We start from the raw sequence: 23,791 nt of genomic DNA on the forward strand, positions 1-23,791 counted from the left end.
GCTGATTCTGTTCCGCCACGGCCAGGACACCGCGTGGGCAAGAGGAGCCGGTCCGGCCTTCACCAAACCGGCCAGGCCTATGAGGCAGGGTGCGAAGCCGGCGCTTACACGTCCAGATTTGCCACCGAGAGCGCGTTGTCCTGGATGAACTCGCGGCGCGGCTCCACTTCGTCGCCCATGAGGCGCGAGAACAGGGAATCGGCGTCCGTGGCATCCGCGACCTTGACCTGGAGCAGGGAGCGGGCGTCGGGATCGAGCGTTGTTTCCCAGAGCTGTTCCGCGTTCATCTCGCCAAGGCCCTTGTAGCGCTGCATGGTAAGGCCCTTGCGGCCGGTGGCGAAGATGGCGTCCAGAAGCGCCATCGGGCCGGAAACGATCTCCGACTTGTCGTTGCGGTGCAGCTTCGGCTGCCTTTCGTAGATCTCCTGGAGGCGACCTGTATAGCGGTCGATGGCGCGGGCATCGGCGGAGCCCACCAGCGCCGCATCGAGGACGAGCGCATCCTTGACGCCGCGCACCGTGCGCTCGAACAGATAGCCGCCCGTGCCGTCATTGGACAGGTTGATCCGCCCCTCCCAGCCGCGCTCGGTCTCCTCCGAGATCATGTCGAGACGGCGGGCCACATGCTCGGCCGCCGCCTGGGCGCGTCCGCGATCGGCCAGAACGGCGGCATTCATCGCGCCGCCGATGGCCGCCTGCTCGACCACCGAGCGGTCGTAGCGGGTGTGCAGGCCGTTGATCAGCGCGCGGATGGCGCGCGCATCGTCGATGACCTGCTTCAGGTCCTGCCCGGAACGCACCTCGCCGGTCGACAATTCCAGCGATGCTTCGTGCAGCCCCTGGTCGATGAGGAACTCTTCGAAAGCGACCTCGTCCTTGATGTACTGCACCGATTTGCCGCGGGTGACCTTGTAGAGCGGCGGCTGGGCGATATAAAGGTGCCCGCGCTCGATCAGGTCCGGCATCTGCCGGAAGAAGAACGTCAGCAGAAGCGTGCGGATATGGGCGCCGTCGACATCGGCGTCGGTCATGATGATGACCTTGTGGTAGCGCAGCTTGTCGAGATTGAACTCATCCTTGCCGATGCCGGTGCCGAGCGCGGTGATCAGCGTGCCGATCATGTCGGACGACAGCATACGATCGAAGCGGGCGCGCTCGACATTGAGGATCTTGCCGCGCAGCGGCAGGATAGCCTGGTTCTTGCGGGAACGGCCGCTCTTGGCCGAGCCGCCGGCCGAGTCGCCCTCGACGATGAAGATTTCGGACTTGGCGGGATCGCGCTCTTGGCAATCGGCGAGTTTTCCGGGCAGCGAAGAGATTTCAAGCGCGCCCTTGCGCCGGGTCAGCTCGCGGGCCCTGCGCGCCGCCTCGCGGGCAGCGGCGGCTTCCACGACCTTGCTGATCAGGATCTTGGCTTCGGATGGATGTTCTTCCAGCCATGTGCCGAGCGCCTCGTTGACCAGGCTTTCCACCACCGGGCGGACCTCGGAGGAGACCAGCTTGTCCTTCGTCTGCGACGAGAATTTCGGGTCCGGCACCTTGACCGAAAGGACGGCGGTCAGGCCTTCGCGGCAGTCGTCGCCCGTCAGCGAAACCTTTTCCTTTTTGGTCAGACCGGAATTTTCGGCATAGGAGGTTACCTGCCGCGTCAGGGCGCCGCGGAAACCGGCCATATGCGTGCCGCCGTCGCGTTGCGGAATGTTGTTGGTGAAGGCCAGCACATTCTCGTGGTAGGAATCGTTCCACCACATGGCCACTTCCACCGTGATGCCATCCTTCTCGGCGCTGATGGCAATCGGCGCCTCGATGAGCGGCTTCTTTGCCCTATCGAGATATTTGACGAATTCCTCGAGCCCGCCCTCATAGAGCAGTTCCTGCTGCTTGACGTCGGCGTGACGCTTGTCCGTCAGGAGAATGCGCACGCCGGAATTCAGGAAGGCAAGCTCGCGCAGCCGGTGCTCCAGCGTCCCATAGTCGAAATCCGTCATCGTGAACGTTTCGCTGGAGGGCAGGAAGCTGACTTCCGTGCCCGTCTCGTCGCCCGCATCGCCCGTCGCCATCAGCGGCGAATCCGGCACGCCGTGGGTGAAGCTCATCTCGTAGATCTTGCCCTTTCGCCGGATCTTCAACTTCAACCAGGACGACAACGCATTGACGACCGAAACGCCGACGCCGTGGAGGCCGCCGGAAACCTTATAGGAATTCTGGTCGAACTTACCGCCCGCGTGGAGCTGCGTCATAATGACTTCGGCAGCCGAAACGCCCTCGCCCGTGTGCACGTCCGTAGGGATTCCGCGGCCATTGTCGGTCACCGTGCACGAACCGTCCGGGTTGAGCGTCACCGTCACGAGCGTGGCGTGGCCCGCCAGCGCCTCGTCGATTGCGTTGTCCACGACCTCGTAGACCATGTGGTGCAGGCCCGAGCCGTCGTCGGTGTCGCCGATATACATGCCGGGCCGCTTGCGCACCGCATCCAGGCCCTTGAGAACCTTGATGGATTCAGCGCCGTATTCAGCCTGTTCGCCGGGGAGTGTTTCGGGCGTGTCGCTCATCAAAAACTTTCAATCTGGAAGCGCCGCAAAGGGCACGGAGAAGCCTCGCGAATCAGCAAGGTTCAGCTGTCAAATATATAGGGGCTTCAAGCGCTTTTTCCAAGTTTTGCCGGCCAATCGCCCGGGGATGGAATCGGTGGCGGAGCGGGCGAATAAGCGCTGCCCTTTGCCTTTCGGGCAAAACCGATTATGTAGCGCCCTGTAGCGTCGGCACGCCCTCAAGACGGGGTGGCGGGGCGTTAGGGGTTATCGAATTCGCGCATCGCGCTTTCCGAAATCGCTTCCGGTTTCTCGGGCCGATGCCGCGGTGTTCCAGGAGAGACACAGGCACCATGGCACTCGTAAGCCAGAAACCCAAGCTGGTAACCGTTTTTGGCGGTTCGGGCTTTGTCGGAACCCATGTGGTGCAGGCGCTCACGCGCAGGGGCTATCGCGTGCGCGTGGCCTGCCGCAGGCCCAACAAAGCGATCCATCTGCAGGTTCTGGGCAATATGGGCCAGGTTCATGCCATCCAGGCCAATCTGCGCAATCGTGCGTCGGTCGACCGCGCCGTGGACGGCGCCGACCATGTGATCAACCTCGTCGGCATCCTGCACGAATCCGGCCGTCAGCGCTTCGATGCGGTGCAGAACTTTGGCGCCCGCGCCGTGGCGGAAGCCGCGCGGGCGGCGGGCGCGCGGCTGACCCACGGTTCGGCCATCGGCGCCGACCTCGATTCGCCCTCGCTATACGGCCGCACCAAGGCTGAAGGAGAGCAGGCTGTCCTCGAGAGCATCGAGGACGCCATCGTCATCCGTCCGTCCATCGTCTTCGGCCCGGAAGACAGCTTCTTCAATCGCTTTGCAAATATGGCCCGCTTCACGCCCGCATTGCCGCTCATCGGTGGCGGCCATACGCGGTTCCAGCCCGTCTATGTCGGCGACGTCGCGGAGGCCCATGCACGCGCGGTGGACGGCGCTTTGAAGGGCGGCACGATTTATGAGCTTGGCGGCCCGCAGGTGCTGACCTTCCGCCAGTGCATGGAGGAGATGCTCGAGATCATCGGTCGCAAGCGGATGCTGATTTCGGTCCCCTGGCCGATCGCACGCCTGCAGGCGCGCATCCTGGGCATGCTGCCCAATCCGCTGCTCACGCTCGACCAGGTCAAGCTCCTCGAGGTGGACAACGTCGTCTCCGACGAGGCCAAGGACGCCGGCCGCACATTGGAGGGCCTGGGCATCCCGCAGCATTCGATCGGCGCCATCCTGCCCACCTATCTGTGGCCTTACCGGCCTCACGGCCAGTTCACCCAGCCGCAATACTAGGCCTGCGCCCTTGCAGGCTATCGCTGCGTTCTTCCCCGACGGCGTCGGTCTGTTGCCGGGCCTTCTTCTCATCGTCGCGAGCTTTTTCACGTCGGCGCTGACGGCTGCTTTCGGCGTGGGAGGCGGCGTGGCCATGCTGGCGCTGCTCGGGCTCTTCGTTCCCGTTTCGGCACTTATCCCCGTTCATGGGGCGGTGCAGCTCGGCTCCAATACGGGCCGCGCGTGGCACCAGCGCGACCATATCCGCTATTCAATAGCCGCGCCCTTCATACTCGGCTCCCTGGCGGGCGCGGCGGCGGGCGCGTATGTCGTGGTGCAGTTGCCCGATGCGGTGCTGAAACTGGTCCTTGGCGTCTTCGTCATCGCCGTTACCTGGACCAGGATCCCGGGTGCCGCGCGCCTGAGCCGGGCCGGGATGGCGCTGGGCAGTGCAGTGCTTGCGCTGGCCACCATGTTCGTCGGCGCGACCGGACCGCTGCTGTCGGCCTTTTTCGCGCAGATCATCCCCGATGACCGCAAGGCGCTCGTCGCCACCCACGCGGCCGGCATGACCCTTCAACATGCGCTCAAGATTGTCGCCTTCGCCCTGGCGGGCTTTGCCTTCGCCCGCTGGCTGCCTCTGATCGCGGTCATGGTCGCTTCGGGCTACCTCGGCACGATCTATGGCAGCAGGCTTCTTGAGAAGCTGCCGGAGGAGAGTTTCCGCCGCTGGTTCAGGGCCGGCCTGACGCTGCTGGCGCTCGATCTCATCCGGCGCGGACTTGCCGGCCTGATGTAGTTCGGCCCGTTATCCCAGATACAGCAGCGCCGCCAGCCCAAGGCTGCCGATCAGCAGCCGCCACCATCCAAAGAGCGCATAGCCGTGGCGTGAGACGTAGCCAAGCAGCCAGCGCACGACCAGAACGCCGGCCGCAAAGGCGGCGATGAATCCCGCTCCGATGATCTTGACGTCGGCCGCCGACAGGAGATCGTAGTTCTTGTAAAGGTCGTAGGCGAAGGCGCCGGCCATGGTTGGCATGGCCAGGAAAAAGGAGAACTCCGCCGCTGACCGCTTGTCGGCGCCAAGAATGAGCCCGCCCACGATGGTCGCGCCTGAGCGCGAGGTGCCGGGGATCATCGACAGGCACTGGAAAAGTCCTATCTTGAAGTACATGGACAGCGGAAAGCTGGTGATGTCGTTGTAGCGCGGCTGCCTTGCCCACCGGTCGACCCACAAGAGCACCAGACCGCCGAGGATGAGCATGACGCAGATCAGCATCGGCGTCTCGAACAGCACGGTCTTGATGATCTTGTAGCTCAGCACGCCAATGATGGCGGCCGGCAGGAAGGCGAGCAGGACGCCGATGACGAAACGCTGCGTTGCCGGATCGCGCGGCAAAAGAACCAGCATCTGCCACAGGCGCGCGGCATACACGGATAGGATGGCCAGGATCGCGCCCAACTGGATGAGCACTTCGAAAGCCTTGCCCGTCGATTGGAAGCCCAGAAAGTGGCCAGCCAGCAGAATGTGGCCGGTGGAGGAAACGGGAATGAACTCGGTCAGGCCCTCGAGGACGCCCAGCAAAAGCGCCTGCGCAATCGTTTGGTCCGGCACTCAGTCCCTCACATCGGCTTGCTTGTCAGGGCCTGTATCTCCCCCTATAGCTCGGGAAAGAACCCTCGGAATCAGACGCGCCGAGGTTTAGCGTCACGGTCATGAAATGGCCAGAGGTTTTGAATAGTGCTTGTCGCATGCTGACCCTTTTCCATCATCCGCTCTACGCCTCCTGCCGCTACGTGCGCATCGCATTCGGCGAGTACGGCGAGGAGCTCGCCCTGATCGAGGAGCGCCCGTGGCAGCGGCGCAAGGAGTTTCTGTCCCTCAATCCCGCCGGCACCATCCCCGTGCTTTTGGCGGAAGGCGACCATGCGATCACCGGTGCCACGGTGATCAGCGAATATCTCGACGAAACGCGCGGCGCGTTCCAGCGGTCGCGGCGGCTGATGGCCGAGGATCCCATCCAGCGTGCCGAGATTCGCCGGCTGGTAGACTGGTATCTGGTCAAGACGGATGGCGACGTGACGCGACATCTGGTGCGCGAACGCGCGCTCAAGCCGCTGATGGCCGGGGCACAGGGCGGCGGCTCGCCCGATTCGGCCGCCATTCGCGCGGCGCGGGCCAATGTGCGCCAGCACCTTAAATACACCAATTGGCTGGCTGCCACCCGCGACTGGCTTGCGGGGCCGCGTTTTTCATACGCCGATGCCGCCGCTGCCGCGTCGCTTTCGATCCTCGACTATCTGGGCGAGATCGAGTGGCGCGAATACGAGGCGGCGCGCGACTGGTACAGCCGCATGAAATCGCGCCCTTCCTTCCGCTCGCTGCTCTCGGACCGGGTTCGCGGCTTGTCGCCGGCGTCGCACTACGCGGACCTGGATTTCTGACCATGACCGCGCTGGCCGACCGCCGCCGGCTCCGCGCGTTCGTTGATGAAAAGGCGCGCGCCGCCGGCTTCGACAAGATCGCCGTCACCACCCCCGACGCCGCACCGCAAGCGCCTGAGCGCCTGCGGCACTTCATCGAGGAGGGCCGCCACGGCTCGATGGCATGGATGGCGGAGACGGCGGAACGGCGCGCGCGTCCGCAGAATCTTTGGCCGCAGGTGCGCTCGATCATTATGCTAGGCATGAACTACGGCCCGGATGAAAATCCGCTGGCGCTCCTCGAAAGGAAAGATCGGGCGATCATCTCGGTCTATGCCCGCAACCGCGACTATCACGACGTCGTCAAGGGCAGACTCAAGCAGCTTGCCGGCCAGCTTGCGGCGAGGGCGGGCGAGGACGTCAAGGTCTTCGTGGATACGGCCCCGGTGATGGAGAAGCCACTGGCCGCCGCCGCCGGGCTGGGCTGGCAGGGAAAGCATACCAACCTGGTGAGCCGCGAACTCGGCTCATGGCTGTTCCTGGGCTCGATCTTCACCACGGCGGAGCTGGAGCCCGACCTGCCGGAGGAAGATCATTGCGGCTCCTGCCGGGCCTGTCTCGACGTCTGCCCGACGGATGCCTTCCCTGCGCCCTATCAACTCGACGCGCGCCGCTGCATCTCCTACCTCACGATCGAGCACAAGGGGCCGATACCGCACGAGTTCCGCGAGCCGATGGGCAACCGCATCTATGGCTGCGACGACTGCCTGGCCGTCTGCCCCTGGAACAAGTTCGCCCGGGATGCGGCCGAAATCAGGCTCAAGGCCCGCGACGACCTGAAGGAACCGGCGCTGGAAACCCTGCTTGATCTGGATGACACGGCCTTTCGCGAGCTGTTTTCCGGATCGCCCATCAAGCGCATCGGGCGGGACCGCTTCGTCCGCAACGTGCTGATAGCCGCCGGAAATTCGGGGCGGGCGGCCCTCGTGCCCCGCTGCCGCCGGCTCACGTCCGACCCGTCGCCGCTGGTGCGGGGCGCGGCCGTGTGGGCGCTGTCGCGCCTGCTCGACGCAGAAGAATTCGGCCGGCTTGCGAAAATCGGGCAGACCATTGAGATGGATGAGGATGTCCGTCAGGAATGGCGGCATGCCTTGGGAAGGACGGCATGAGCGGCGAACGCATTTTCATATTCGGCGCCGGTTATTCCGCGCGGGCCTTCGCCCGCCAGGCCGCCGCCGGCGCTGCCAGCATCCACGGCACGACCCGCAGCGCCGGTAAGTTCGAAGCGCTTGCCGCGGACGCCGTGGTCCCGCTCCTTTATGGCGGCTACGGCTTCGGCGAAACCTTGCTGCCGCCGCTGCGCGCGGCCACGCATCTTCTGGTTTCCATAGCCCCCGGCGAGGCCGGCGACCCGGTGCTCGACGATCTCGCGCGAGCGCGCCTGGAGATGCCGGCGCTGCGATGGATCGGCTATCTTTCGACCGTCGGGGTCTATGGCGATCATGGCGGCGCCTGGGTGGACGAGGAGACCGTCTGCCGCCCTTCGTCGGACCGCTCGCGCTGGCGATTGGCGGCGGAGCAAGGCTGGACCTCGCTCGCCGAAAGGCTGGGCGTCCCGATTGCCATCCTGCGCCTGTCGGGCATCTACGGCCCCGGGCGCAACGCCTTCGTGAACCTGGAAAAAGGCACCGCCAGGCGGGTCGTCAAGCCGGGCCAGGTCTTCAATCGCGTCCACGTAGAGGATGTGGCGGGGGCGGCCCGGCATCTGATGGGCGCGGGCGCAGGCGGCATCTACAACGTCACCGATGACGAGCCGGCCCCGCCGCAGGACGTGGTGACGTATGCGGCCGAACTCATGGGCATCGAACCGCCGCCGCCGATACCCTTCGAGGAGGCCGGGATGGGTCCCATGGCCCGGTCGTTCTATTCCGAATGCAAGCGGGTATCGAACGCGGCGCTGAAGTCGGCAGGCTACGTTCTGCGGTTCCCGAATTACCGGCGTGCGCTGGAGGCCATGCGGGACGCCAGGCAGTAGCGATATTTTTCCAGCCACGGGAGCGCTTTCGACTTCTTGTTGAAGAAATATTTCCTGCGGCCTTGCGCTGCGCACAAAACTCTTCTATCTAAGCGAGGTCGATATTTGTTGCTGAACTTTGTTTCGGCGCCTCAGGGCGCATCTGACGATCTTCCTATCAAAATCGATCTGCAACCGTTGTCGGGCATGTGGTCCGGCAGCTAATCTTTCGTGACCGATTGAAAGGAATTCGTCATGACTACTGGAACAGTTAAGTTCTTCAACACCACCAAGGGCTTCGGCTTCATTCAGCCTGACGACGGCGCATCGGATGTGTTCGTTCACATCTCTGCAGTCGAGCGCGCTGGCATGCGCTCCATCGTCGAAGGCCAGAAGCTGAGCTTCGATATTGTCCAGGACCAGCGTTCTGGCAAAAGCGCTGCGGAAAACCTGCAGGCTGCATAATTCAATCTCGAACCTGTGACCACGGATGTACTGGCACGGGAACGAGATGTAGGAAAGGTCGGGTTACGCCCGGCCTTTTTTGTTTTAGAGCGCCATGCGTCCATTCGGACGCACAAGGGACGCTTTAACACTTTAAAATCTACGCATCGTGCTTTCCGAAAATCGATTCCGATCTTCGGGGCTAAGGCGTAGAGCAGCTCCAGAAAGGTGGATACCGGTTTTCCACCCGGAACTGCGTAGTCAAAAGCTTGGATCGTTTCATCGTTTCCGTGAACCGGTGGAATGATCTGGCGTGATTCCTGCAGTAAAGTGCGATCCTTTGGAACGCTTCAAGGACACTGCAGGTTAGTCGAATCCACGCATCGCGCTTTCCGGAAAATCGGCCGGGCCGATGCTGCAAGGGAGCAGAACAACCATGAGCACCCTCAATCAGACCACCCTGTTCAAGCCCGCGCGCCCCTCGGCGACGAGCAAGGCAGAAACGACAACGAGCGTAGCCCGCGGCATCATCGAGGCCGAGGCGAAGGCTCGTGATGCCAAATCGGCACGTCTTCGCGAAGCCCGGCTGGCTCAGGAAGCCGCCGAGGCGGCCAATCCGCCTGCCGAACCAGCCAAGAAGAAGGCCGTTCGCAAGAAGCCGGTGGCCCGTAAAGCCAAGACGGCCTGAGGCGGCACGGCAAGGCGCCGCTCCGAAAGCTCTCGGCGGTCTTTGCCATACGGGCTGCAAGTCGGTTATGATGACGCAGATCATCTGATTTGCGAGCGTTCCATGCCGGCTCCGTTCCCGCGCCTTTTCCTGCCGACCATCCTGTTGTGCTGCATGGCTGCCTTGCCTGCCGCATCCGAACCCCTGGCCAAGCAGCTGTTCGGCGCGAAAGAATTGCCGACCGCCACAGCGCCTGCCGTCCATGGCTTCTATTCTAAAGGATGCTTTGCCGGCGGTATTGCCATTGCACCGGACGGGCCGAGATGGCAGGCGATGCGGCTTTCGCGCAATCGGCGCTGGGGCCACCCCGAAATGATCAAGCTGATCGAGAAGCTGTCGCGCGATGCCGCCCAAAGCGGCTGGCCCGGCCTGCTCGTCGGCGACATCTCGCAGCCGCGCGGCGGTCCGATGTTGAGCGGCCACGCCTCGCACCAGATCGGCTTGGACGCCGATATCTGGTTCACGCCCATGCCCGACGAGCGCATGAGTGTGGCCGAGCGCGAGAAGGTCAGCGCTGTTTCCATGCTGAAGGGCGATACGCTTTATGTCGACGATCGCAAGTGGACGCCGGCACACGAAGCGGTGCTGCGTCATGCGGCAAAATACCCGCAGGTCGAGCGCATCCTGGTCCATCCCGGGATCAAGAAGAAATTGTGCGACACGGTGAAGGGCGACCGGAGTTGGCTGTCCAAGATCCGGCCGTTCTGGGGCCATCACTACCATTTCCATGTCAGGATCGGCTGCCCTAGGGGATCGCCCGGCTGCAAGCCGCAGGCGCCTGTATCGGGCGGCCAGGGCTGCGATGCGTCCCTGGCCTGGTGGTTCACCGACGAGCCGTGGAAGCCGGCGGAAGGCCCGGCAAAGCCAAAGGCCCGTGACGTGATGACCATGGCAAACCTGCCCGCCGCCTGCCGCGCGGTGCTGAATGCGCCGGCGCCGTCCTCGGAGGCCGTGGTCACGCTGGCCGGACCGGAAGGCGTGCAGCCATCTGCGGCCACGGCGCCGGCGCCCGCAAGCCCGTCACCGTCGCTTGACGCGCTGCGGCCGGCGGACATACCGCGACCCTCGCCCCGGCCATACCGGCAATAAGTTTCGTTCCGCGGCGGCTTTCCATCGCCGGTCGGCTCGCTTATAGGTTCAAACGATTTAGCCAGCGGGATTTGAGGGCAGCTTTGACTGGGCGGCAACGTGTTGCGCTGATCGCGCACGATCAGAAGAAGGACGATCTGGTCGCCTTTGCCAAGGCGCATGAGCCCTTTTTGTCGGATGCGGCCATCGTCGCAACGGGCACGACCGGCGGACGCGTCGCCGAAGCCTGTCCGAGCCTGGATGTGAAGCGCCTGAAGAGCGGGCCGCTTGGCGGCGACCAGCAGATCGGCGCCCTGATCGCCGAAGGTGCCGTGGACCTGATCATTTTCTTCGTGGACCCGCTCACGCCTATGCCGCACGATCTGGACGTGAAGGCATTGATGCGGCTTGCGATCGTGTACGATATTCCCATGGCTCTCAACGCCGCCACGGCCGAGGCCCTTTTACTGCATGCGGAAGCGGGCCTGACGGCCCGATAAGACAACCAGGAGAACCACCGCGAGATGGCGTACCCCAGCACCCAAGACACCGTGCTCGAGTTCCCGATCCTGATCGGGGATATCGGCGGCACGAACGCCCGCTTCGCCATCGTGGTCGATTCCTATGCCGAGCCGCGCGAGTTTCCGGTGGTGCAGACGGCCGATTTCGCCACGATCGACGAAGCCATCCAGACCTCCATTCTGGACCAGACCAACATCATTCCGCGTTCCGCAGTGCTGGCGGTGGCGGGACCTGTCGATGGCGACGAAATCGACCTGACCAATTGCGATTGGGTCGTGCGACCGAAGCAGATGATGGCGGAACTGGGGTTTTCCGATGTCGTGGTGCTGAACGATTTCGAGGCGCAGGCCCTGGCCGTCGTCGCGCTGGGCGAAGAGCATCTGGAGAAGATCGGCGGCGGTGCCGCCGAAACGACTGGAAGCCGCGTCGTGCTCGGCCCGGGCACCGGGTTGGGTGTCGCTGGGCTGGTCCATGCGCGCCACACCTGGATACCGGTGCCTGGCGAAGGCGGGCATATGGATCTGGGTCCCCGCACCGAACGCGATCTGGAGATATTCCCGCATGTGGAGCGGATCGGCGGCCGCATTTCGGCGGAGCAGCTCCTTTGCGGGCGCGGCCTTGTCAATCTCTATCGCGCCATCGCCAAGGCCGACGGCAAGGACGCCAAATTCGCGACGCCGGCGGAGATAACGGGTGCGGCACTTGAACGGCGTGACGAGATCGCCGCCGAAGCCCTCGATCTCTTCGTAACCTATCTCGGCCGGCTGGCAGGTGATCTGGGACTGGTATTCATGAGCCGGGGGGGGTTTTCCTCACCGGAGGCATTGCCCAGAAGATCGTGCCCGCCCTGCAGAACGGCAGGTTCAGGACCGCCTTCGAGGACAAGGCGCCGCACAGCGCGCTTCTGGCCGACATGCCGGTGTTCGTGATCACCCATCCGCTGGCGGCGCTTTCCGGCATTGCAGCCTTCGCCCGCACTCCGGCCCGCTTCGGCGTCGAGACGGCCGGCAGGCGCTGGCGGCTGCGCTGAGTCGCCGCGATTGCATATGCGGCTGCGATGAGGCATAGCCCCTGCCGAGGGCAAACGCGGCGATGCGGGGGCGGCCGCCACTCAGCGAGTACGAATATTGTTCGGCAGGAACAGCAATAGCGATCAACACATCGAGCCCGGCGACGTCGTCGCGGTGGTCCGCCGCGTTTTTGCCGAGAACGGCCGCGATTATCTCGGCCTTTATGCCATGGCGACCCTGTGCATGCTGGCGCTGGCCGCCACCACCGCATTCAGCGCTTGGATCATGCGCTACATCGTCAATGATCTGTTCTACGGGCAGCGCTGGGACCTGGTGCCGTGGATTTGCGGCGGCATCGTCGTGGCTTTCACGGTGCGCGGCTTTGCCACCTACGGCCAGGCCGTCCTGCTTGCCCGTGTGGGCAACAATATCGTGGCCCGCTACCAGCAGCGTCTGTTCGATCATCTGCTGAAGCTAGGCATGCCGTTCTTCACGGCCTCCCGCTCCGGCCAGATCTCGGCTCAGATCAGCCAGAATGTCACCGGCATCCGCGACCTGCTCAACATGACGGTTGCCGCGATCGCGCGCGACGCGGTCACGCTGATCGGCCTGATTGCCGTCATGCTGTGGCAGGACTGGCTCCTTTCGGTGATGGCCTTCATCATCGGCCCTCCGATCATTCTCGCCGTCAACTACATCATGCGTCGGCTGCGCCGCGTGACACGCGAATCGGTGGAGATCAATTCGCACCTTTTGGGCGCGATGCAGGAATCCGTGCAGGGAATTGCCATCGTCAAGGCATTCACGATGGAGAACGTCCTGTCGCGCAAGATTGCCCAACTCGTCTATCAGGCGGAGGAGCGCAACAACAAGATCGCCCGCGTTTCCGAGCGCATGGCGCCGATCACCGAAATGGTGGCCGGCGTGGCCATCGCCGGAGTCATCGGCTATGCAGCTTGGCGGGCTTCGGCGTTGGCCGAGCCGCCCGGCGCCGTAATATCCTTCATCACCGCCCTTTTGCTGGCCTATGATCCGGTCCGGCGGCTGGCCCGCGTGCAGGTCAATCTGGAGCGCGCGCTGGTCAACGCCAGGATGATATACGAAATCCTGGACCTGAAGCCGCAGCAGGGCGATGCAGCGGGCGCCGGCGTCCTTGAGGTTTCGGCGGGAGAAGTGCGTTTTGACAAGGTTCGCTTCGCCTATTCGCAGAACCTGCCTGTCCTGCACGGCGTCAGCTTTACGGCCAGAGCCGGCAAGACGACTGCGATCGTCGGCCCCTCCGGTGCCGGCAAATCGACCCTCTTCGCCCTGCTGCAACGCTTCTATGACGTGGATGGCGGGACGATCACCATCGACGGGCAGGACATTGCGGAGATCACCAAGGTCTCCTTGCGCTCCTCCATCGCCTATGTTTCCCAGCACCCCTATCTTTTCGAGGGCAGCATCCGCGACAACATTCGGTACGGCCGGCCGGACGCAACGGACGAGGAGGTGGAGGCGGCGGCCCGGCTTGCGAACGCCGAGGAGTTCATAAAGCTGCAGCCAGAGGGCTACGAGACGCTGGTGGGCGAGAACGGCGTGACGCTGTCGGGCGGCCAGCGCCAGCGCGTCTCCATCGCCCGCGCCATCGTGCGCAATGCGCCTATCCTGCTTCTCGACGAGGCGACGTCCGCGCTCGACAATGAATCGGAGGCGCGGGTCCAGGAAGCGCTGGAGCGCATCATGAAGGACCGCACGACGCTGGTCATTGCGCACCGCCTCTCCACCGTGGTCAATGCCGATCATATCGTGGTGCTGGAAGACGGGCTCCTTGTGGAGGAGGGCACGCACCGCGCGCTCGTCAGGAAGCCGCATGGGGTCTATGCCCGCTTTCACCGGATGCAGCAGGAAAAGGCGGAGAACCTGCTTGAGGGAACGGCCGGCCTCCCGTCGGAAATGGCCGAAGAAGAAGCGGGGGGCAGCCGATGAAGGAAATGGGGCTCGTGGTCGTGGGCGCGGCCGGGCGGATGGGGCAGACCCTGATCCGTGTCGTCCATCAGATGGATGGAGCGCGCCTTGCGGGGGCCGTGGAGCGGTCGGGCTCACCCCATCTGGGCAAGGACGCCGGCGAACTGGCCGGCATCGGCATCCTCAACGTCCCGATCGTCGAGGATGTCGGCCGGGCTTTTGCGGGTGCCGACGGCGTGCTCGATTTCACCTCTCCCGCCGCCTCGGTGGCCTTTGCGGGGCAAGCCGCGGAGGCCGGCCTCGTCCATGTCGTAGGCACGACGGGAATCCAGGCCGACCAGGAAAATGCCTTCGTGGAAGCCGCGCGCCGAACGCCTATCGTGAAATCGGGCAATATGAGCCTTGGCGTCAACCTCTTGGCGGTCCTGGTCAAGCAGGCCGCAAGGGCGCTGCCAGCCGCCGATTTCGATATCGAGGTGGTCGAGATGCATCACCGCCACAAGGTGGATGCACCGTCGGGCACCGCGCTTCTTTTGGGCAAGGCGGCGGCGGAAGGCCGCGGCGTCGATCTCGATGCAAATAGCGTGCGCTCGCGCGACGGGCATACCGGCGCTCGCGAGACCGGCACTATTGGCTTCGCGACGCTGCGCGGCGGTTCGGTCGTCGGCGAGCATTCCGTCATCCTGGCCGGCACCGGCGAGCGCATTACGCTCTCGCACCAGGCGGACGACCGCACCATTTTCGCGCGCGGCGCGGTTGCGGCAGCGCTATGGGCGCGCGACAAGAAGGCCGGTCTCTATTCCATGCTGGATGTGCTGGGGCTGGCGGAATAATTTCATCGGTATAACGCGAGGGGAAGATACGCATGTCCGGAACACTGATCCTGGTCCGCCACGGCCAGAGCGAGTGGAACCTGAAGAACCTTTTCACCGGCTGGCGCGACCCCGGCCTGACCGAAAAGGGACATGAAGAGGCGAAATCCGCGGGCCGCAAGATCAAGGCGCTCGGCCTCAAGCCCAATATCGCCTTCACCTCGGTGCTTTCCCGCGCAAACGTCACCAACGACCACATCCTGGCCGAGCTCGGCCTGGAAGGGCTTCAGACCATTCGCCACGAGGCGCTGAACGAGCGCGACTACGGCGACCTTTCCGGTCTCAACAAGGACGACGCGCGCGCCAAATGGGGCGAGGAGCAGGTGCATATCTGGCGCCGCTCCTACGATGTGCAGCCGCCCGGCGGCGAGAGCCTGAAGGACACGGGCGCGCGCGTATGGCCTTACTATCTGCACACGATGCAGCCCCATGTGCTGCGCGGCGGCACGGTTCTCGTCTCGGCCCATGGCAATTCGCTGCGCGCGCTGGTGATGGCGCTGGACGGGCTTTCGGGCGAAGAGGTCGTCAAGATGGAAATCGCCACAGGCATTCCCATCGTCTATAGCCTCAATGCCGATTCCACCGTCGCCTCGAAGCAGATCCTGGAAGACTGAGCCTCCGTGCCGGTAATTTGCCGGCTTGTCGGCGCCTGTTGCCGGAGGCCTGCAAAAATCGCCAAGGGAATAGCCGAATCCGCGTTGACAGTGAAAGGCAGGCCGCTTACATCGGCTGCGCACCTTGCCCAGGTGGCGGAATTGGTAGACGCGCACGGTTCAGGTCCGTGTGCCGCGAGGCGTGGAGGTTCGAGTCCTCTCCTGGGCACCATCGCTCTTCCGAGCGATGTGCGATGCTTCCGCCTCATTACAATCCTTAACCGTATTTGATCAGGGTTCGACGGCCTGGCTGCATGCATGCCCCATTTGCGCTCTAGGCGCGGGGCAAGCATCATAAGTAAGGGGCCGTCAGGCATGAACTCCAACTTTTCCAGGCGCATTGCGCCCGCTTCCGCTGCGCTGCTTCTAGCGCTCCTCCTTCCCACCACGGTCTTTGCCCAGTGCGGCAGCGCCTCCTGGTACGCGCTCACCTCCAAGACCGCCTCGGGCGAGCGCATGAATCCGGCTGCCATGACAGCCGCTCATCGCAGCCTGCCTTTTGGGACCAAGTTGAAAGTCGTCAACAGCCGCAACGGCAAGGCCGTCGTCGTCCGCATCAACGATCGCGGGCCTTTCGTGCGCGGGCGCATTCTCGACCTGTCGAAGGCGGCAGCGGCAAAGCTCGATTTCATCCGAGCCGGACATACGAAGGTCTGCCTGGAGCAGATGAAATAGGCTGCGCCCTGGCGCGCCCGGATCACAGCGCCGCCGGCGGCACTTCCTGTGGTCGGGCGCGTTTGGTGGCAGACCGGACCTTTCCGGGTGAACGGCCGGTGGCGCGCTTGAAGGCGCGGGCAAAGGCTGCCTGCGAGCCGTAGCCGAGGCGTCTTGCCACCGTGTCGATTGGCATCCGGTCGCGCCCGATCCACTGCGCCGCCAGCCGCATGCGTAGGGCTGTGACGTAGCGTAGCGGCGTCGTGCCGGTCGCCGACACGAAGCGCTCGGCAAAGACCGAGCGTGAACTGCCCATCTCCGCCGCCATATCGGCCACGGTCCAGTCGCGGCCGGGGTCGCGGTGCAGCGCGGCGATGACGCGGCCGAGCCGCGGATCGCGCAGGGCCTCGACCCAACCCGTCGCGTCGCCGCAGCCGCATTCCACCCAGCCCCGCACGATCGTCGCCGCGGCCACATCGGCAAGCCTCGCGAGGATACCGGCCGAGCCGGCGCGGTTCGTCGCCATCTCACGCTCCATCGCCGCCAGCAGCGGCAGAATTTCCGGCTGCCGGGCAAGCAGCGCCCCGACCGACATGACCTGCGGCATGAGGCCGATCAGCGGATGCAACGTGTCGAGCTCGAATTCCATACGGCCGGTGAAGATCAGCGCATCCTTCGTGCGGCACGTCTCTTCCGGGCAGTCGCGGACGGCGCAGATATTCTCGCAAAGCGATACCGCTTCGAAAGTTTCGACGGCACGAACCGGCATGCCGGGCTCCGAGACGAGGGAGTGGGCGTCCCCGCGCGGCAGCAAGACGGCGTCGCCGCCCGTAAGCTCCCGCACCTCGCCGCCCGATGGCTGTAGGTACACGCGCCCTGCCGCGATGAAGTGGAATCGGGCCTCGGCAGCGGCGGGGAAGCCGATCCCGAACGGCGGGGCGAGGCGCAACTTGCCGTAGCTCGCGCCCAGAAGGCGCATGCCCATGAGCAACTCGCTCACCGGATCGGCGGCTTCTTTCCATCTTTCGGAGTTTCGGTCAAGCATATCGGAGAATATGGCATGGATCGTCCGTCTCCGCCACCCATCTACAGCCGACCGACTTTGTCAATGAGAGGGTTTTTACGAATGCGCGATGCAACGATTGCGGAAAATGGGAGCCGCTCCGAAATGGCTCCGGCCTGGGGAGCCGTGATTTCCATGGGCCTTGGTGTGTTCGGGCTGGTCGGCGCGGAGTTTCTGCCCGCCAGCCTGCTGACTCCCATAGCTGCCGAGCTCGGCGTGACCGAGGGGATGGCGGGCCAGGCGGTAACGGCAACGGCAGCGGTGGCGCTCGTCACCAGCTTGTTCATAACGGCGGCGACCCGGCATATCGACCGCCGCCTCGTTCTCCTGGGCCTTTCTGTTTTGCTCATACTGTCGAACCTGCTGGTGGCCATCGCTCCCAACCTGCCCCTGCTGCTCACTGGGCGGATTCTGCTCGGAGTGGCTCTTGGCGGCTTCTGGACGCTATCGGCGGCGACCATGATGCGGCTGGTGCCCGAGCGTCATGTTCCCAAGGCGCTGTCCATATTGTTCTCGGGCGTCTCGGCGGCGACCATCTTTGCCGCCCCGGTTGGCAGCTATCTGGGCGCCATCGCCGGGTGGCGCACAGTCTTCCTTGCGGCTGCGGGACTTGGCGCGCTGGTGCTTGTGGTGCAGCTGGCAACACTTCCCAGTCTGCCGCCGCGCGGCCTGTCGCGCCTGCGCACCATGGTCGAGGTGCTTTCACGGCGCGCGGTAGGCCTCGCCATGGCTGCCATACTGCTGGTCTTCACCGGCCATTTCGCCTTCTTCACCTACATACGCCCGTTCCTGGAAACCGTGACCGGTGCCGGCGTGACGGCCATTTCCGGCATCCTTCTCGGTTTCGGCATCGCCAATCTCATCGGCAATTATCTTGGTGCGTTCCTTCTGGAGCGGTCGATGCGGCTGACGCTCGCCTTGATGCCCCTCGTCATGGGCACTCTGGCACTGGCGCTCGCCGGGGCCGGCGGCAACATCGCCGCCGACGCGGCGATGGTGGCGCTCTGGGGCGTCGCCTTCGGCGCGGTTCCTGTCGCCTGGTCCACCTGGATCACGCGCGCGGTGCCCGATGAGGCCGAAAGCGCGGGCGGCTTGTTCGTGGCGGCGATCAATTTCGCCATCGCCACCGGAGCCGCTGCCGGCGGCTTCATCTTCGATGCCAGCGGTGTCGGCAACGTCTTCATGGCAAGCGGCATCGTGCTCATCGCTGCGGCGGTGATGATCGTGACCGGTGTTGAGACGCGGGCCGCGGCCAGGACGGCCTGAAGACATCGCGGGGACGGCTATACACGCACCGCCGCCCGGCGGTGCGTGCTGCGCTGCAAGGACTACGCCCTGCGCGGCAGCACCCGGTCGGGGGGACGATGGCCGTCGAAGAAGGTGCGGATGTTGATGATGACCTTGTCGCCCATGTCGATGCGGCCTTCGATCGTCGCCGAGCCCATATGCGGCAGGATGACGACCTTGCCCTTGTCGGCCAGCTTGACGAGCTTGGGATTGACCGCCGGCTCGTGCTCGAAGACATCCAGTCCGGCGCCGGCCAGCTTGCCGCCCTCGATCATCGCGATCAACGCATCCTCGTCGACAATGTCGCCGCGCGCCGTATTGACGATGTAGGCGGTCGGCTGCAGAAGCGCCAGGCGCCGGGCCGACAAAAGGTGGAACGTGGCGGGCGTTGACGGGCAATTGACCGAGATGATGTCCATGCGCGCCAGCATTTGGTCGAGGCTGTCCCAATAGGTCGCCTCCAGCTCGTCCTCGATCAGCGGAGCGGCGCGGTGGCGGTTGTGATAGTGGATCGACAGGCCGAAGGCCTTGGCGCGTCGGGCGACGGCAGTGCCGATGCGCCCCATGCCGACTATGCCCAGCCTCTTGCCCCAGATGCGGTGGCCCAGCATCCATGTCGGCGACCAGCCCGGCCATTTTCCTCCGCCGGACAGAACCTGGGCCCCCAGGGTCAGCCGCCGCGGAACGGCCAGCATCAGCGCCATCGTCATGTCGGCAGTGTCCTCATTCAGGACGTTCGGCGTGTTGGTGACGACGATGTTTCTCTCCCCCGCCGCCGCCACGTCGATATTATCGACGCCGTTGCCGTAATTGGCGATCATCTTGAGCCTTTCGCCCGCCTGGGCGATCAGTGCGGCATCGATGCGATCGGTGATGGTGGGCACCAGGACGTCGGCCTCCTTGATGGCGGCCACCAGTTCGGGCTGGGTCATCGGCCTGTCGTCGACATTCAGCCTTGCGTCGAACAGCTCGCGCATGCGCGTTTCCACCTGATCCGGCAGTTTGCGCGTTATGACGACGAGTGGCTTTTTCCTGCCGTTCATGGATACCTCGGTGCGCCTTGTTGAGACCTCTTTAACCAAGTCGGGCGACACTGGAAACATGCCGGCCCGCTGGTCCGCCGTGGGGTCGATGTCTACCAAGCGGGCGCGGCGAAGACAAAGAAAAAGGTTCCGCAGGGCAAGCCTCAGGCAGTGGGCGGCCCTGTCGGCAGGAGAGTGGAATGCCGTCTTTCGCGCCGTTTCGTGCGTTGCTGTGTGTCGTATTTCTTGGCGTGGCCTTCATTCTTTCGATTCCGGCCGGGCAGGCGGAAGCTCAAGCCGCTGACAGCGTCAAGCGGGGTCCGAGCGGTCTGCCGCTGCCCCGCTTCGTCAGCCTCAAATCCGGCCGGGTGAACATGCGCATCGGCCCTGGCGTCAACTACGCCGTCGATTGGATGTATCTGAAGCCGGGCCTGCCCATGGAGATCATTCAGGAATATGACAACTGGCGCCGGGTCCGCGACGCGGACGGGGCGGAAGGCTGGATCAATCAGGCGCTTCTGTCAGGCCGCCGCACCGGCATCGCGGCGCCGTGGTTCCAGGGCAAGCAGGCGACCATACCGCTATATGCCAGGGCGGAGGAAGGCGCCCGCAGGGTTGCCGAGATAGAGCCCGGCGCCCTTGGGGAAGTCGAACTGTGCAACGGCACCTGGTGCCGCATGAGCTTCGACGGCCATCAAGGCTGGATCTCCCAAGCCTCGGTGTGGGGCGTCTATCCGGGGGAGAGCGTCGAGAATTAGAGTGCCGTGGGTCCCGGACGCACAAAGGACGCTCTAACACCTTGAGTTTGCGCATCATGCTGTTTTCCGAAAATCGATTCCGATTTTCGGGCCGATGCTGTGGAGCAACTCCAGGAAAATGAAATGCAGTCTTCCGTCCGAAACTGCATGGGAACAGTGGCTTGAAGCGCGGCTACCGCCGCTTGGTCCGCAACCGGACCACGATATCCACATGGACGATTTCCGTTCCCTCGGGCGGCTCCGGCAGGTCTGATACCCTGACCGGCCCTGAAGGGATGTCGAAGACCCGGTTGTCGTCTTCCAGGAAGAAGTGATGATGGTCGGAGGTGTTCGTGTCGAAATAGGTGCGCGTGCCTTCGACCTGAACGATGCGCAGGAGACCGGCCTCGGTGAACTGGTGCAGAGTGTTGTAAACTGTGGCAAGCGATACGGGGACGCCGGATTTTTCCGCTTCCTCGTGCAGTTGTTCGGCCGAGATATGCCGGTCGCCGGCGGCAAACAGCAACTCGGCAAGCGCCACGCGCTGGCGCGTGGGGCGCAGTCCGGCTTTCCGCACCCGCTCTTCCAGCGGCTGATTGTCCATGTAGGTCGTCGTTACATTTGCCACGGCTCGGCTTTTGTCCTTGCGATCGGGCGCTTCACGAAACGGGATAATGCGGCCGAAATGCCGCAATCCCTTTGCTCACATATATTCGGTGACGCAAAAGCGATCAATAGCGGCACGATGTCTCCGGTCGGCCCAGAAATTGTCGCCGCCGCCGGGGCTCAGGTGGTTTCCCACCGCAAACAAGCTGTGATAGGGAAAATCGAACAACAATGGCGCGCATCGAAACCGCGCCGCAGGCGAGAACGGAATACATGGCGCAACAAAAATCCAGCTACGACTACGAAGAACTCCTGGCCTGCAGCCGCGGCGAACTGTTTGGCCCGGGCAATGCCCAGCTTCCTGCGCCGCCCATGCTGATGTTCGACCGCATAACCGAGATCAGCGAGGAAGGCGGTGAGTTCGGCAAGGGGTACGTGCGGGCGGATTTCGATATCAAGCCGGATCTGTGGTTCTTTCCCTGTCATTTCCCCGGCAACCCCGTCATGCCCGGCTGCCTGGGCCTCGATGCGATGTGGCAGCTTACCGGGTTCTTCCTCGGCTGGCTGGGCGAGCCCGGTAAGGGCATGGCCCTGTCGACCGGCGAGGTGAAGTTCAAGGGCATGGTTACGCCGGACGTGAAGAAGGTCGAGTATGGGGTCGATTTCAAGCGCGTGATGCGCGGCCGCCTCGTTCTCGGCATCGCCGACGGCTGGCTGAAGGCCGACGGCGAGCAGATCTACAAGGCGACCGACCTGCGTGTCGGCCTAGCCAAACAGGAAGCCTGACTGCAATCATATGCGGGTGACCGCGCACAGACCGCCCCACAATCCAGGGAGAGCGACATGAGACGTGTAGTCGTTACCGGCCTCGGCATCGTATCGTCGATCGGAAACAATGCCGAGGAGGTGACCGCCTCGCTGCGCGATGCCAGGTCCGGCATCAGCTTTTCCGAGGACTTCGCCGAGCACGGCTTCCGCTGCCAGGTATGGGGCGCGCCGACGCTCGACCCTGCCGAGGTGGTCGACCGCCGCGCCATGCGCTTCCTGTCCAAGGGCGGCGCGTGGAACCATGTCGCCATGGAACAGGCCATCGCCGATGCCGGCCTGGAAGACGGCGACATCACCAATGAGCGCACCGGCATCATCATGGGTTCCGGCGGCCCTTCCACCCGCACCATATTCGAGGCGGCGCAGACCACGCTGAAGAACACCTCGCCCAAGCGCATCGGCCCGTTCGCCGTGCCCAAGGCCATGTCATCGACTGCGTCGGCGACGCTCGCCACCTGGTTCAAGATCCACGGCGTGAACTACTCCATCTCGTCGGCCTGCTCCACCTCGGCCCATTGCATCGGCAATGCGGCAGAGCTCATCCAATGGGGCAAGCAGGACATGATGTTCGCCGGCGGCCATGAGGATCTGGACTGGACCATGTCGAACCTTTTCGATGCGATGGGCGCCATGTCCTCCAAGTTCAATGATACGCCGGCCACGGCCTCGCGCGCCTACGACGTCAGCCGCGACGGCTTCGTCATAGCCGGCGGCGCCGGCGTTCTGGTGCTGGAGGAACTGGAGCACGCCAAAGCGCGCGGCGCCAAGATCTACGGCGAGATCGTCGGCTATGGCGCCACGTCGGACGGCTTCGACATGGTTGCGCCGTCGGGCGAGGGTGCGGTGCGCTGCATGCGCCAGGCGCTGGCCACGGTGAAGGGCAAGGTCGACTACATCAACACCCACGGCACCGCCACGCCGGTCGGCGATTCGCGCGAGGTGGGTGCCATCCGCGAGGTCTTCGGCGCGGACATGCCGCACATTGCCTCCACCAAGTCGCTGACCGGTCATTCTCTAGGCGGCGCCGGCGCGCAGGAATCGATCTACGCGCTCTTGATGATGCAGGCCGGCTTCATCGGCAAGAGCGCCCATATCGAAGAGCTCGACCCGGAGTTCGATGGCGTGCCTATCGTGCGCGAGCGCATCGACGACGCCGATTTCAACGTCGCTCTTTCCAATTCATTCGGCTTTGGCGGCACCAATGCCACGCTGGTTTTCCAGCGCTACAGCGATTGAGGATCACGCCATGGAAGGCCTGATGAAGGGCAAGCGCGGGCTCATAATGGGCGTCGCCAACGATCATTCCATCGCCTGGGGCATCGCGCGCAGGCTGGCCGAGCATGGCGCCGAACTCGCCTTCACCTATCAGGGCGAATCCTTCGGCCGACGCGTCAAGCCGCTTGCCGAGAAGGTCGGCTCGAAGCTGCTGTTGCCCTGTGACGTGGAGGACAGCGCCTCCATCGACAACGTATTCGACACGCTCAAGAGCGAATGGGGCACGTTCGACTTCCTGGTTCACGCGATCGGCTTTTCCGACCGCAGCGAGCTCAAGGGCCTCTACGCCAACACCACGCGGGAAAACTTCATCCGCACGATGGTGATCTCCTGCTATTCCTTCACGGAAGTCTCCCGCCACGCGGCGGCGATGATGGAAAACGGCGGCAGCCTGTTGACGCTCACCTATGCCGGCTCCGTGCGGGTGATGCCGAACTACAATGTCATGGGCGTGGCCAAGGCCGGCCTCGAGGCAAGCGTGCGCTATCTGGCCAATGATTTCGGCCCGCGCGCCATCCGCGTGAACGCGATCTCGGCCGGCCCGGTGCGCACGCTGGCGGGGGCCGGCATCTCGGACGCCCGCCACATGTTCACCTATCAAAGCCGCAATTCGCCGCTTCGCCGCACGGTGGACATCAGCGAGATCGGCGGTTCCGCCCTCTATCTCCTGTCCGACCTGTCGTCGGGCGTGACCGGCGAGATCCATTACGTCGACTCGGGCTACAATATCGTATCGATGCCGGTGCTGGAGGAATTGAAGCAGGCCGGCGAGATCGCCGAGCAGGCGGAAGCCGAGAAGTAGC

23 protein-coding genes, 1 tRNA gene and 1 pseudogene are annotated in these 23,791 nt (G+C 64.1%); 20 read left to right on the forward strand and 5 right to left on the reverse strand.

The features are described from left to right. Positions 1 to 104: 104 nt before the first annotated feature. On the reverse strand, positions 105 to 2,552 hold the full coding sequence (gyrB, locus tag NTH_RS10975) for a DNA topoisomerase (ATP-hydrolyzing) subunit B (RefSeq protein ID WP_338530055.1): 2,448 nt from the start codon (positions 2,550 to 2,552) through the stop codon (positions 105 to 107). A 332-nt stretch (positions 2,553 to 2,884) separates the two neighbouring features. On the opposite strand from gyrB, the gene NTH_RS10980 reads away from it, so the two are divergent. Together NTH_RS10980 and NTH_RS10985 are read left to right on the forward strand one after the other, a co-directional pair. Beyond that, positions 2,885 to 3,856 (forward strand): complex I NDUFA9 subunit family protein, encoded by a 972-nt coding sequence (locus NTH_RS10980; protein WP_338530056.1) that lies wholly within the window; start codon positions 2,885 to 2,887, stop codon positions 3,854 to 3,856. Between the two features lie 10 nt (positions 3,857 to 3,866). Then, the gene (locus NTH_RS10985) at positions 3,867 to 4,634 is read left to right on the forward strand and encodes a sulfite exporter TauE/SafE family protein (protein WP_338530057.1); all 768 of its coding nucleotides are present in this window, start codon (positions 3,867 to 3,869) and stop codon (positions 4,632 to 4,634) included. 9 nt (positions 4,635 to 4,643) lie between these two features. On the opposite strand, the gene NTH_RS10990 is transcribed toward NTH_RS10985, so the two are convergent. Then, a complete protein-coding gene (locus NTH_RS10990) occupies positions 4,644 to 5,450 on the reverse strand; it encodes an undecaprenyl-diphosphate phosphatase (protein ID WP_338530058.1) in 807 nt (268 codons plus the stop codon). A 137-nt stretch (positions 5,451 to 5,587) separates the two neighbouring features. On the opposite strand from NTH_RS10990, the gene NTH_RS10995 reads away from it, so the two are divergent. The 13 genes and pseudogenes from NTH_RS10995 to NTH_RS11055 all read left to right on the forward strand — a co-directional run bounded on the left by NTH_RS10995 (position 5,588) and on the right by NTH_RS11055 (position 16,191). Further along, a complete protein-coding gene (locus tag NTH_RS10995) occupies positions 5,588 to 6,280 on the forward strand; it encodes a glutathione S-transferase family protein (protein WP_338530059.1) in 693 nt (230 codons plus the stop codon). Positions 6,281 to 6,282: 2 nt separating this feature from the next. Continuing rightward, positions 6,283 to 7,428 (forward strand): tRNA epoxyqueuosine(34) reductase QueG, encoded by a 1,146-nt coding sequence (gene queG / locus NTH_RS11000; RefSeq protein WP_338530060.1) that lies wholly within the window; start codon positions 6,283 to 6,285, stop codon positions 7,426 to 7,428. Next, entirely contained in the window at positions 7,425 to 8,294 is an 870-nt protein-coding gene (locus NTH_RS11005; RefSeq protein WP_338530061.1) for an SDR family oxidoreductase, read from the forward strand. The genes queG and NTH_RS11005 overlap by 4 nt, the downstream gene beginning before the upstream one ends. 234 nt (positions 8,295 to 8,528) lie before the next feature. Then, a complete protein-coding gene (locus NTH_RS11010) occupies positions 8,529 to 8,738 on the forward strand; it encodes a cold-shock protein (RefSeq protein ID WP_265516115.1) in 210 nt (69 codons plus the stop codon). 415 nt (positions 8,739 to 9,153) lie between these two features. Beyond that, entirely contained in the window at positions 9,154 to 9,405 is a 252-nt protein-coding gene (locus NTH_RS11015; RefSeq protein ID WP_338530062.1) for a hypothetical protein, read from the forward strand. A gap of 102 nt (positions 9,406 to 9,507) precedes the next feature. Beyond that, entirely contained in the window at positions 9,508 to 10,533 is a 1,026-nt protein-coding gene (mepA, locus tag NTH_RS11020; RefSeq protein WP_422392382.1) for a penicillin-insensitive murein endopeptidase, read from the forward strand. A gap of 83 nt (positions 10,534 to 10,616) precedes the next feature. Next, entirely contained in the window at positions 10,617 to 11,012 is a 396-nt protein-coding gene (locus NTH_RS11025) for a methylglyoxal synthase (protein ID WP_338530063.1), read from the forward strand. A 24-nt stretch (positions 11,013 to 11,036) separates the two neighbouring features. Further along, positions 11,037 to 12,064, forward strand: a pseudogene (locus tag NTH_RS11030) (glucokinase). Positions 12,065 to 12,272: 208 nt separating this feature from the next. After that, on the forward strand, positions 12,273 to 14,012 hold the full coding sequence (locus NTH_RS11035; RefSeq protein ID WP_338531873.1) for an ABC transporter ATP-binding protein: 1,740 nt from the start codon (positions 12,273 to 12,275) through the stop codon (positions 14,010 to 14,012). After that, positions 14,009 to 14,824 (forward strand): 4-hydroxy-tetrahydrodipicolinate reductase, encoded by an 816-nt coding sequence (gene dapB, locus NTH_RS11040; RefSeq protein ID WP_338530064.1) that lies wholly within the window; start codon positions 14,009 to 14,011, stop codon positions 14,822 to 14,824. Before NTH_RS11035 ends, dapB begins: the two co-directional genes overlap by 4 nt. Before the next feature lie 32 nt (positions 14,825 to 14,856). Next, a complete protein-coding gene (locus NTH_RS11045; protein ID WP_338530065.1) occupies positions 14,857 to 15,477 on the forward strand; it encodes a 2,3-bisphosphoglycerate-dependent phosphoglycerate mutase in 621 nt (206 codons plus the stop codon). Positions 15,478 to 15,603: 126 nt separating this feature from the next. Continuing rightward, positions 15,604 to 15,688: transfer RNA gene (locus NTH_RS11050), tRNA-Leu, on the forward strand. Positions 15,689 to 15,831: 143 nt separating this feature from the next. Next, positions 15,832 to 16,191, forward strand: a complete 360-nt coding sequence (locus tag NTH_RS11055; RefSeq protein WP_338530066.1) for a septal ring lytic transglycosylase RlpA family protein — start codon at positions 15,832 to 15,834, stop codon at positions 16,189 to 16,191. A gap of 22 nt (positions 16,192 to 16,213) precedes the next feature. Here NTH_RS11055 and NTH_RS11060 read toward each other — a convergent pair whose 3' ends face one another. Beyond that, the gene (locus tag NTH_RS11060; protein ID WP_422392383.1) at positions 16,214 to 17,215 is read right to left on the reverse strand and encodes a cupin domain-containing protein; all 1,002 of its coding nucleotides are present in this window, start codon (positions 17,213 to 17,215) and stop codon (positions 16,214 to 16,216) included. Between the two features lie 81 nt (positions 17,216 to 17,296). On the opposite strand from NTH_RS11060, the gene NTH_RS11065 reads away from it, so the two are divergent. Then, on the forward strand, positions 17,297 to 18,499 hold the full coding sequence (locus NTH_RS11065; RefSeq protein ID WP_422392384.1) for an MFS transporter: 1,203 nt from the start codon (positions 17,297 to 17,299) through the stop codon (positions 18,497 to 18,499). Positions 18,500 to 18,561: 62 nt separating this feature from the next. On the opposite strand, the gene NTH_RS11070 is transcribed toward NTH_RS11065, so the two are convergent. Then, positions 18,562 to 19,563, reverse strand: a complete 1,002-nt coding sequence (locus NTH_RS11070; protein WP_338530069.1) for a 2-hydroxyacid dehydrogenase — start codon at positions 19,561 to 19,563, stop codon at positions 18,562 to 18,564. Positions 19,564 to 19,742: 179 nt separating this feature from the next. Here NTH_RS11070 and NTH_RS11075 point away from each other — a divergent pair, with 179 nt between their 5' ends. Continuing rightward, on the forward strand, positions 19,743 to 20,300 hold the full coding sequence (locus tag NTH_RS11075; protein ID WP_338530070.1) for an SH3 domain-containing protein: 558 nt from the start codon (positions 19,743 to 19,745) through the stop codon (positions 20,298 to 20,300). Positions 20,301 to 20,472: 172 nt separating this feature from the next. Here NTH_RS11075 and irrA read toward each other — a convergent pair whose 3' ends face one another. Then, the gene (gene irrA, locus NTH_RS11080; protein ID WP_338531874.1) at positions 20,473 to 20,883 is read right to left on the reverse strand and encodes an iron response transcriptional regulator IrrA; all 411 of its coding nucleotides are present in this window, start codon (positions 20,881 to 20,883) and stop codon (positions 20,473 to 20,475) included. Positions 20,884 to 21,158: 275 nt separating this feature from the next. On the opposite strand from irrA, the gene fabA reads away from it, so the two are divergent. Genes fabA through fabI form a run of 3 tightly spaced genes read left to right on the forward strand, consistent with a single transcriptional unit; the run spans position 21,159 to position 23,790 of the window. Next, positions 21,159 to 21,671, forward strand: a complete 513-nt coding sequence (fabA, locus tag NTH_RS11085) for a 3-hydroxyacyl-[acyl-carrier-protein] dehydratase FabA (protein WP_338531875.1) — start codon at positions 21,159 to 21,161, stop codon at positions 21,669 to 21,671. Between the two features lie 57 nt (positions 21,672 to 21,728). Continuing rightward, positions 21,729 to 22,949 (forward strand): beta-ketoacyl-ACP synthase I, encoded by a 1,221-nt coding sequence (gene fabB, locus NTH_RS11090; RefSeq protein WP_338530071.1) that lies wholly within the window; start codon positions 21,729 to 21,731, stop codon positions 22,947 to 22,949. 10 nt (positions 22,950 to 22,959) lie between these two features. After that, entirely contained in the window at positions 22,960 to 23,790 is an 831-nt protein-coding gene (gene fabI, locus NTH_RS11095; protein ID WP_338530072.1) for an enoyl-ACP reductase FabI, read from the forward strand. Position 23,791: the final 1 nt, after the last annotated feature.

This window comes from Nitratireductor thuwali (genome assembly GCF_036621415.1).
Taxonomy (GTDB): domain Bacteria; phylum Pseudomonadota; class Alphaproteobacteria; order Rhizobiales; family Rhizobiaceae; genus Chelativorans; species Chelativorans thuwali.

What these genes read in the sequence shown, in the direction of transcription:
- gyrB (WP_338530055.1), bottom strand. Translation starts at nt 2,552, where the DNA reads ATGAGCGACACGCCCGAAACACTCCCCGGCGAACAGGCTGAATACGGC.
- NTH_RS10980 (WP_338530056.1), top strand. Translation starts at nt 2,885, where the DNA reads ATGGCACTCGTAAGCCAGAAACCCAAGCTGGTAACCGTTTTTGGCGGT.
- NTH_RS10995 (WP_338530059.1), top strand. Translation starts at nt 5,588, where the DNA reads ATGCTGACCCTTTTCCATCATCCGCTCTACGCCTCCTGCCGCTACGTG.
- queG (WP_338530060.1), top strand. Translation starts at nt 6,283, where the DNA reads ATGACCGCGCTGGCCGACCGCCGCCGGCTCCGCGCGTTCGTTGATGAA.
- NTH_RS11005 (WP_338530061.1), top strand. Translation starts at nt 7,425, where the DNA reads ATGAGCGGCGAACGCATTTTCATATTCGGCGCCGGTTATTCCGCGCGG.
- NTH_RS11010 (WP_265516115.1), top strand. Translation starts at nt 8,529, where the DNA reads ATGACTACTGGAACAGTTAAGTTCTTCAACACCACCAAGGGCTTCGGC.
- NTH_RS11015 (WP_338530062.1), top strand. Translation starts at nt 9,154, where the DNA reads ATGAGCACCCTCAATCAGACCACCCTGTTCAAGCCCGCGCGCCCCTCG.
- mepA (WP_422392382.1), top strand. Translation starts at nt 9,508, where the DNA reads ATGCCGGCTCCGTTCCCGCGCCTTTTCCTGCCGACCATCCTGTTGTGC.
- NTH_RS11035 (WP_338531873.1), top strand. Translation starts at nt 12,273, where the DNA reads ATGGCGACCCTGTGCATGCTGGCGCTGGCCGCCACCACCGCATTCAGC.
- dapB (WP_338530064.1), top strand. Translation starts at nt 14,009, where the DNA reads ATGAAGGAAATGGGGCTCGTGGTCGTGGGCGCGGCCGGGCGGATGGGG.
- NTH_RS11045 (WP_338530065.1), top strand. Translation starts at nt 14,857, where the DNA reads ATGTCCGGAACACTGATCCTGGTCCGCCACGGCCAGAGCGAGTGGAAC.
- NTH_RS11055 (WP_338530066.1), top strand. Translation starts at nt 15,832, where the DNA reads ATGAACTCCAACTTTTCCAGGCGCATTGCGCCCGCTTCCGCTGCGCTG.
- NTH_RS11060 (WP_422392383.1), bottom strand. Translation starts at nt 17,215, where the DNA reads ATGCTTGACCGAAACTCCGAAAGATGGAAAGAAGCCGCCGATCCGGTG.
- NTH_RS11065 (WP_422392384.1), top strand. Translation starts at nt 17,297, where the DNA reads ATGCGCGATGCAACGATTGCGGAAAATGGGAGCCGCTCCGAAATGGCT.
- NTH_RS11070 (WP_338530069.1), bottom strand. Translation starts at nt 19,563, where the DNA reads ATGAACGGCAGGAAAAAGCCACTCGTCGTCATAACGCGCAAACTGCCG.
- NTH_RS11075 (WP_338530070.1), top strand. Translation starts at nt 19,743, where the DNA reads ATGCCGTCTTTCGCGCCGTTTCGTGCGTTGCTGTGTGTCGTATTTCTT.
- irrA (WP_338531874.1), bottom strand. Translation starts at nt 20,883, where the DNA reads ATGGACAATCAGCCGCTGGAAGAGCGGGTGCGGAAAGCCGGACTGCGC.
- fabA (WP_338531875.1), top strand. Translation starts at nt 21,159, where the DNA reads ATGGCGCAACAAAAATCCAGCTACGACTACGAAGAACTCCTGGCCTGC.
- fabB (WP_338530071.1), top strand. Translation starts at nt 21,729, where the DNA reads ATGAGACGTGTAGTCGTTACCGGCCTCGGCATCGTATCGTCGATCGGA.
- fabI (WP_338530072.1), top strand. Translation starts at nt 22,960, where the DNA reads ATGGAAGGCCTGATGAAGGGCAAGCGCGGGCTCATAATGGGCGTCGCC.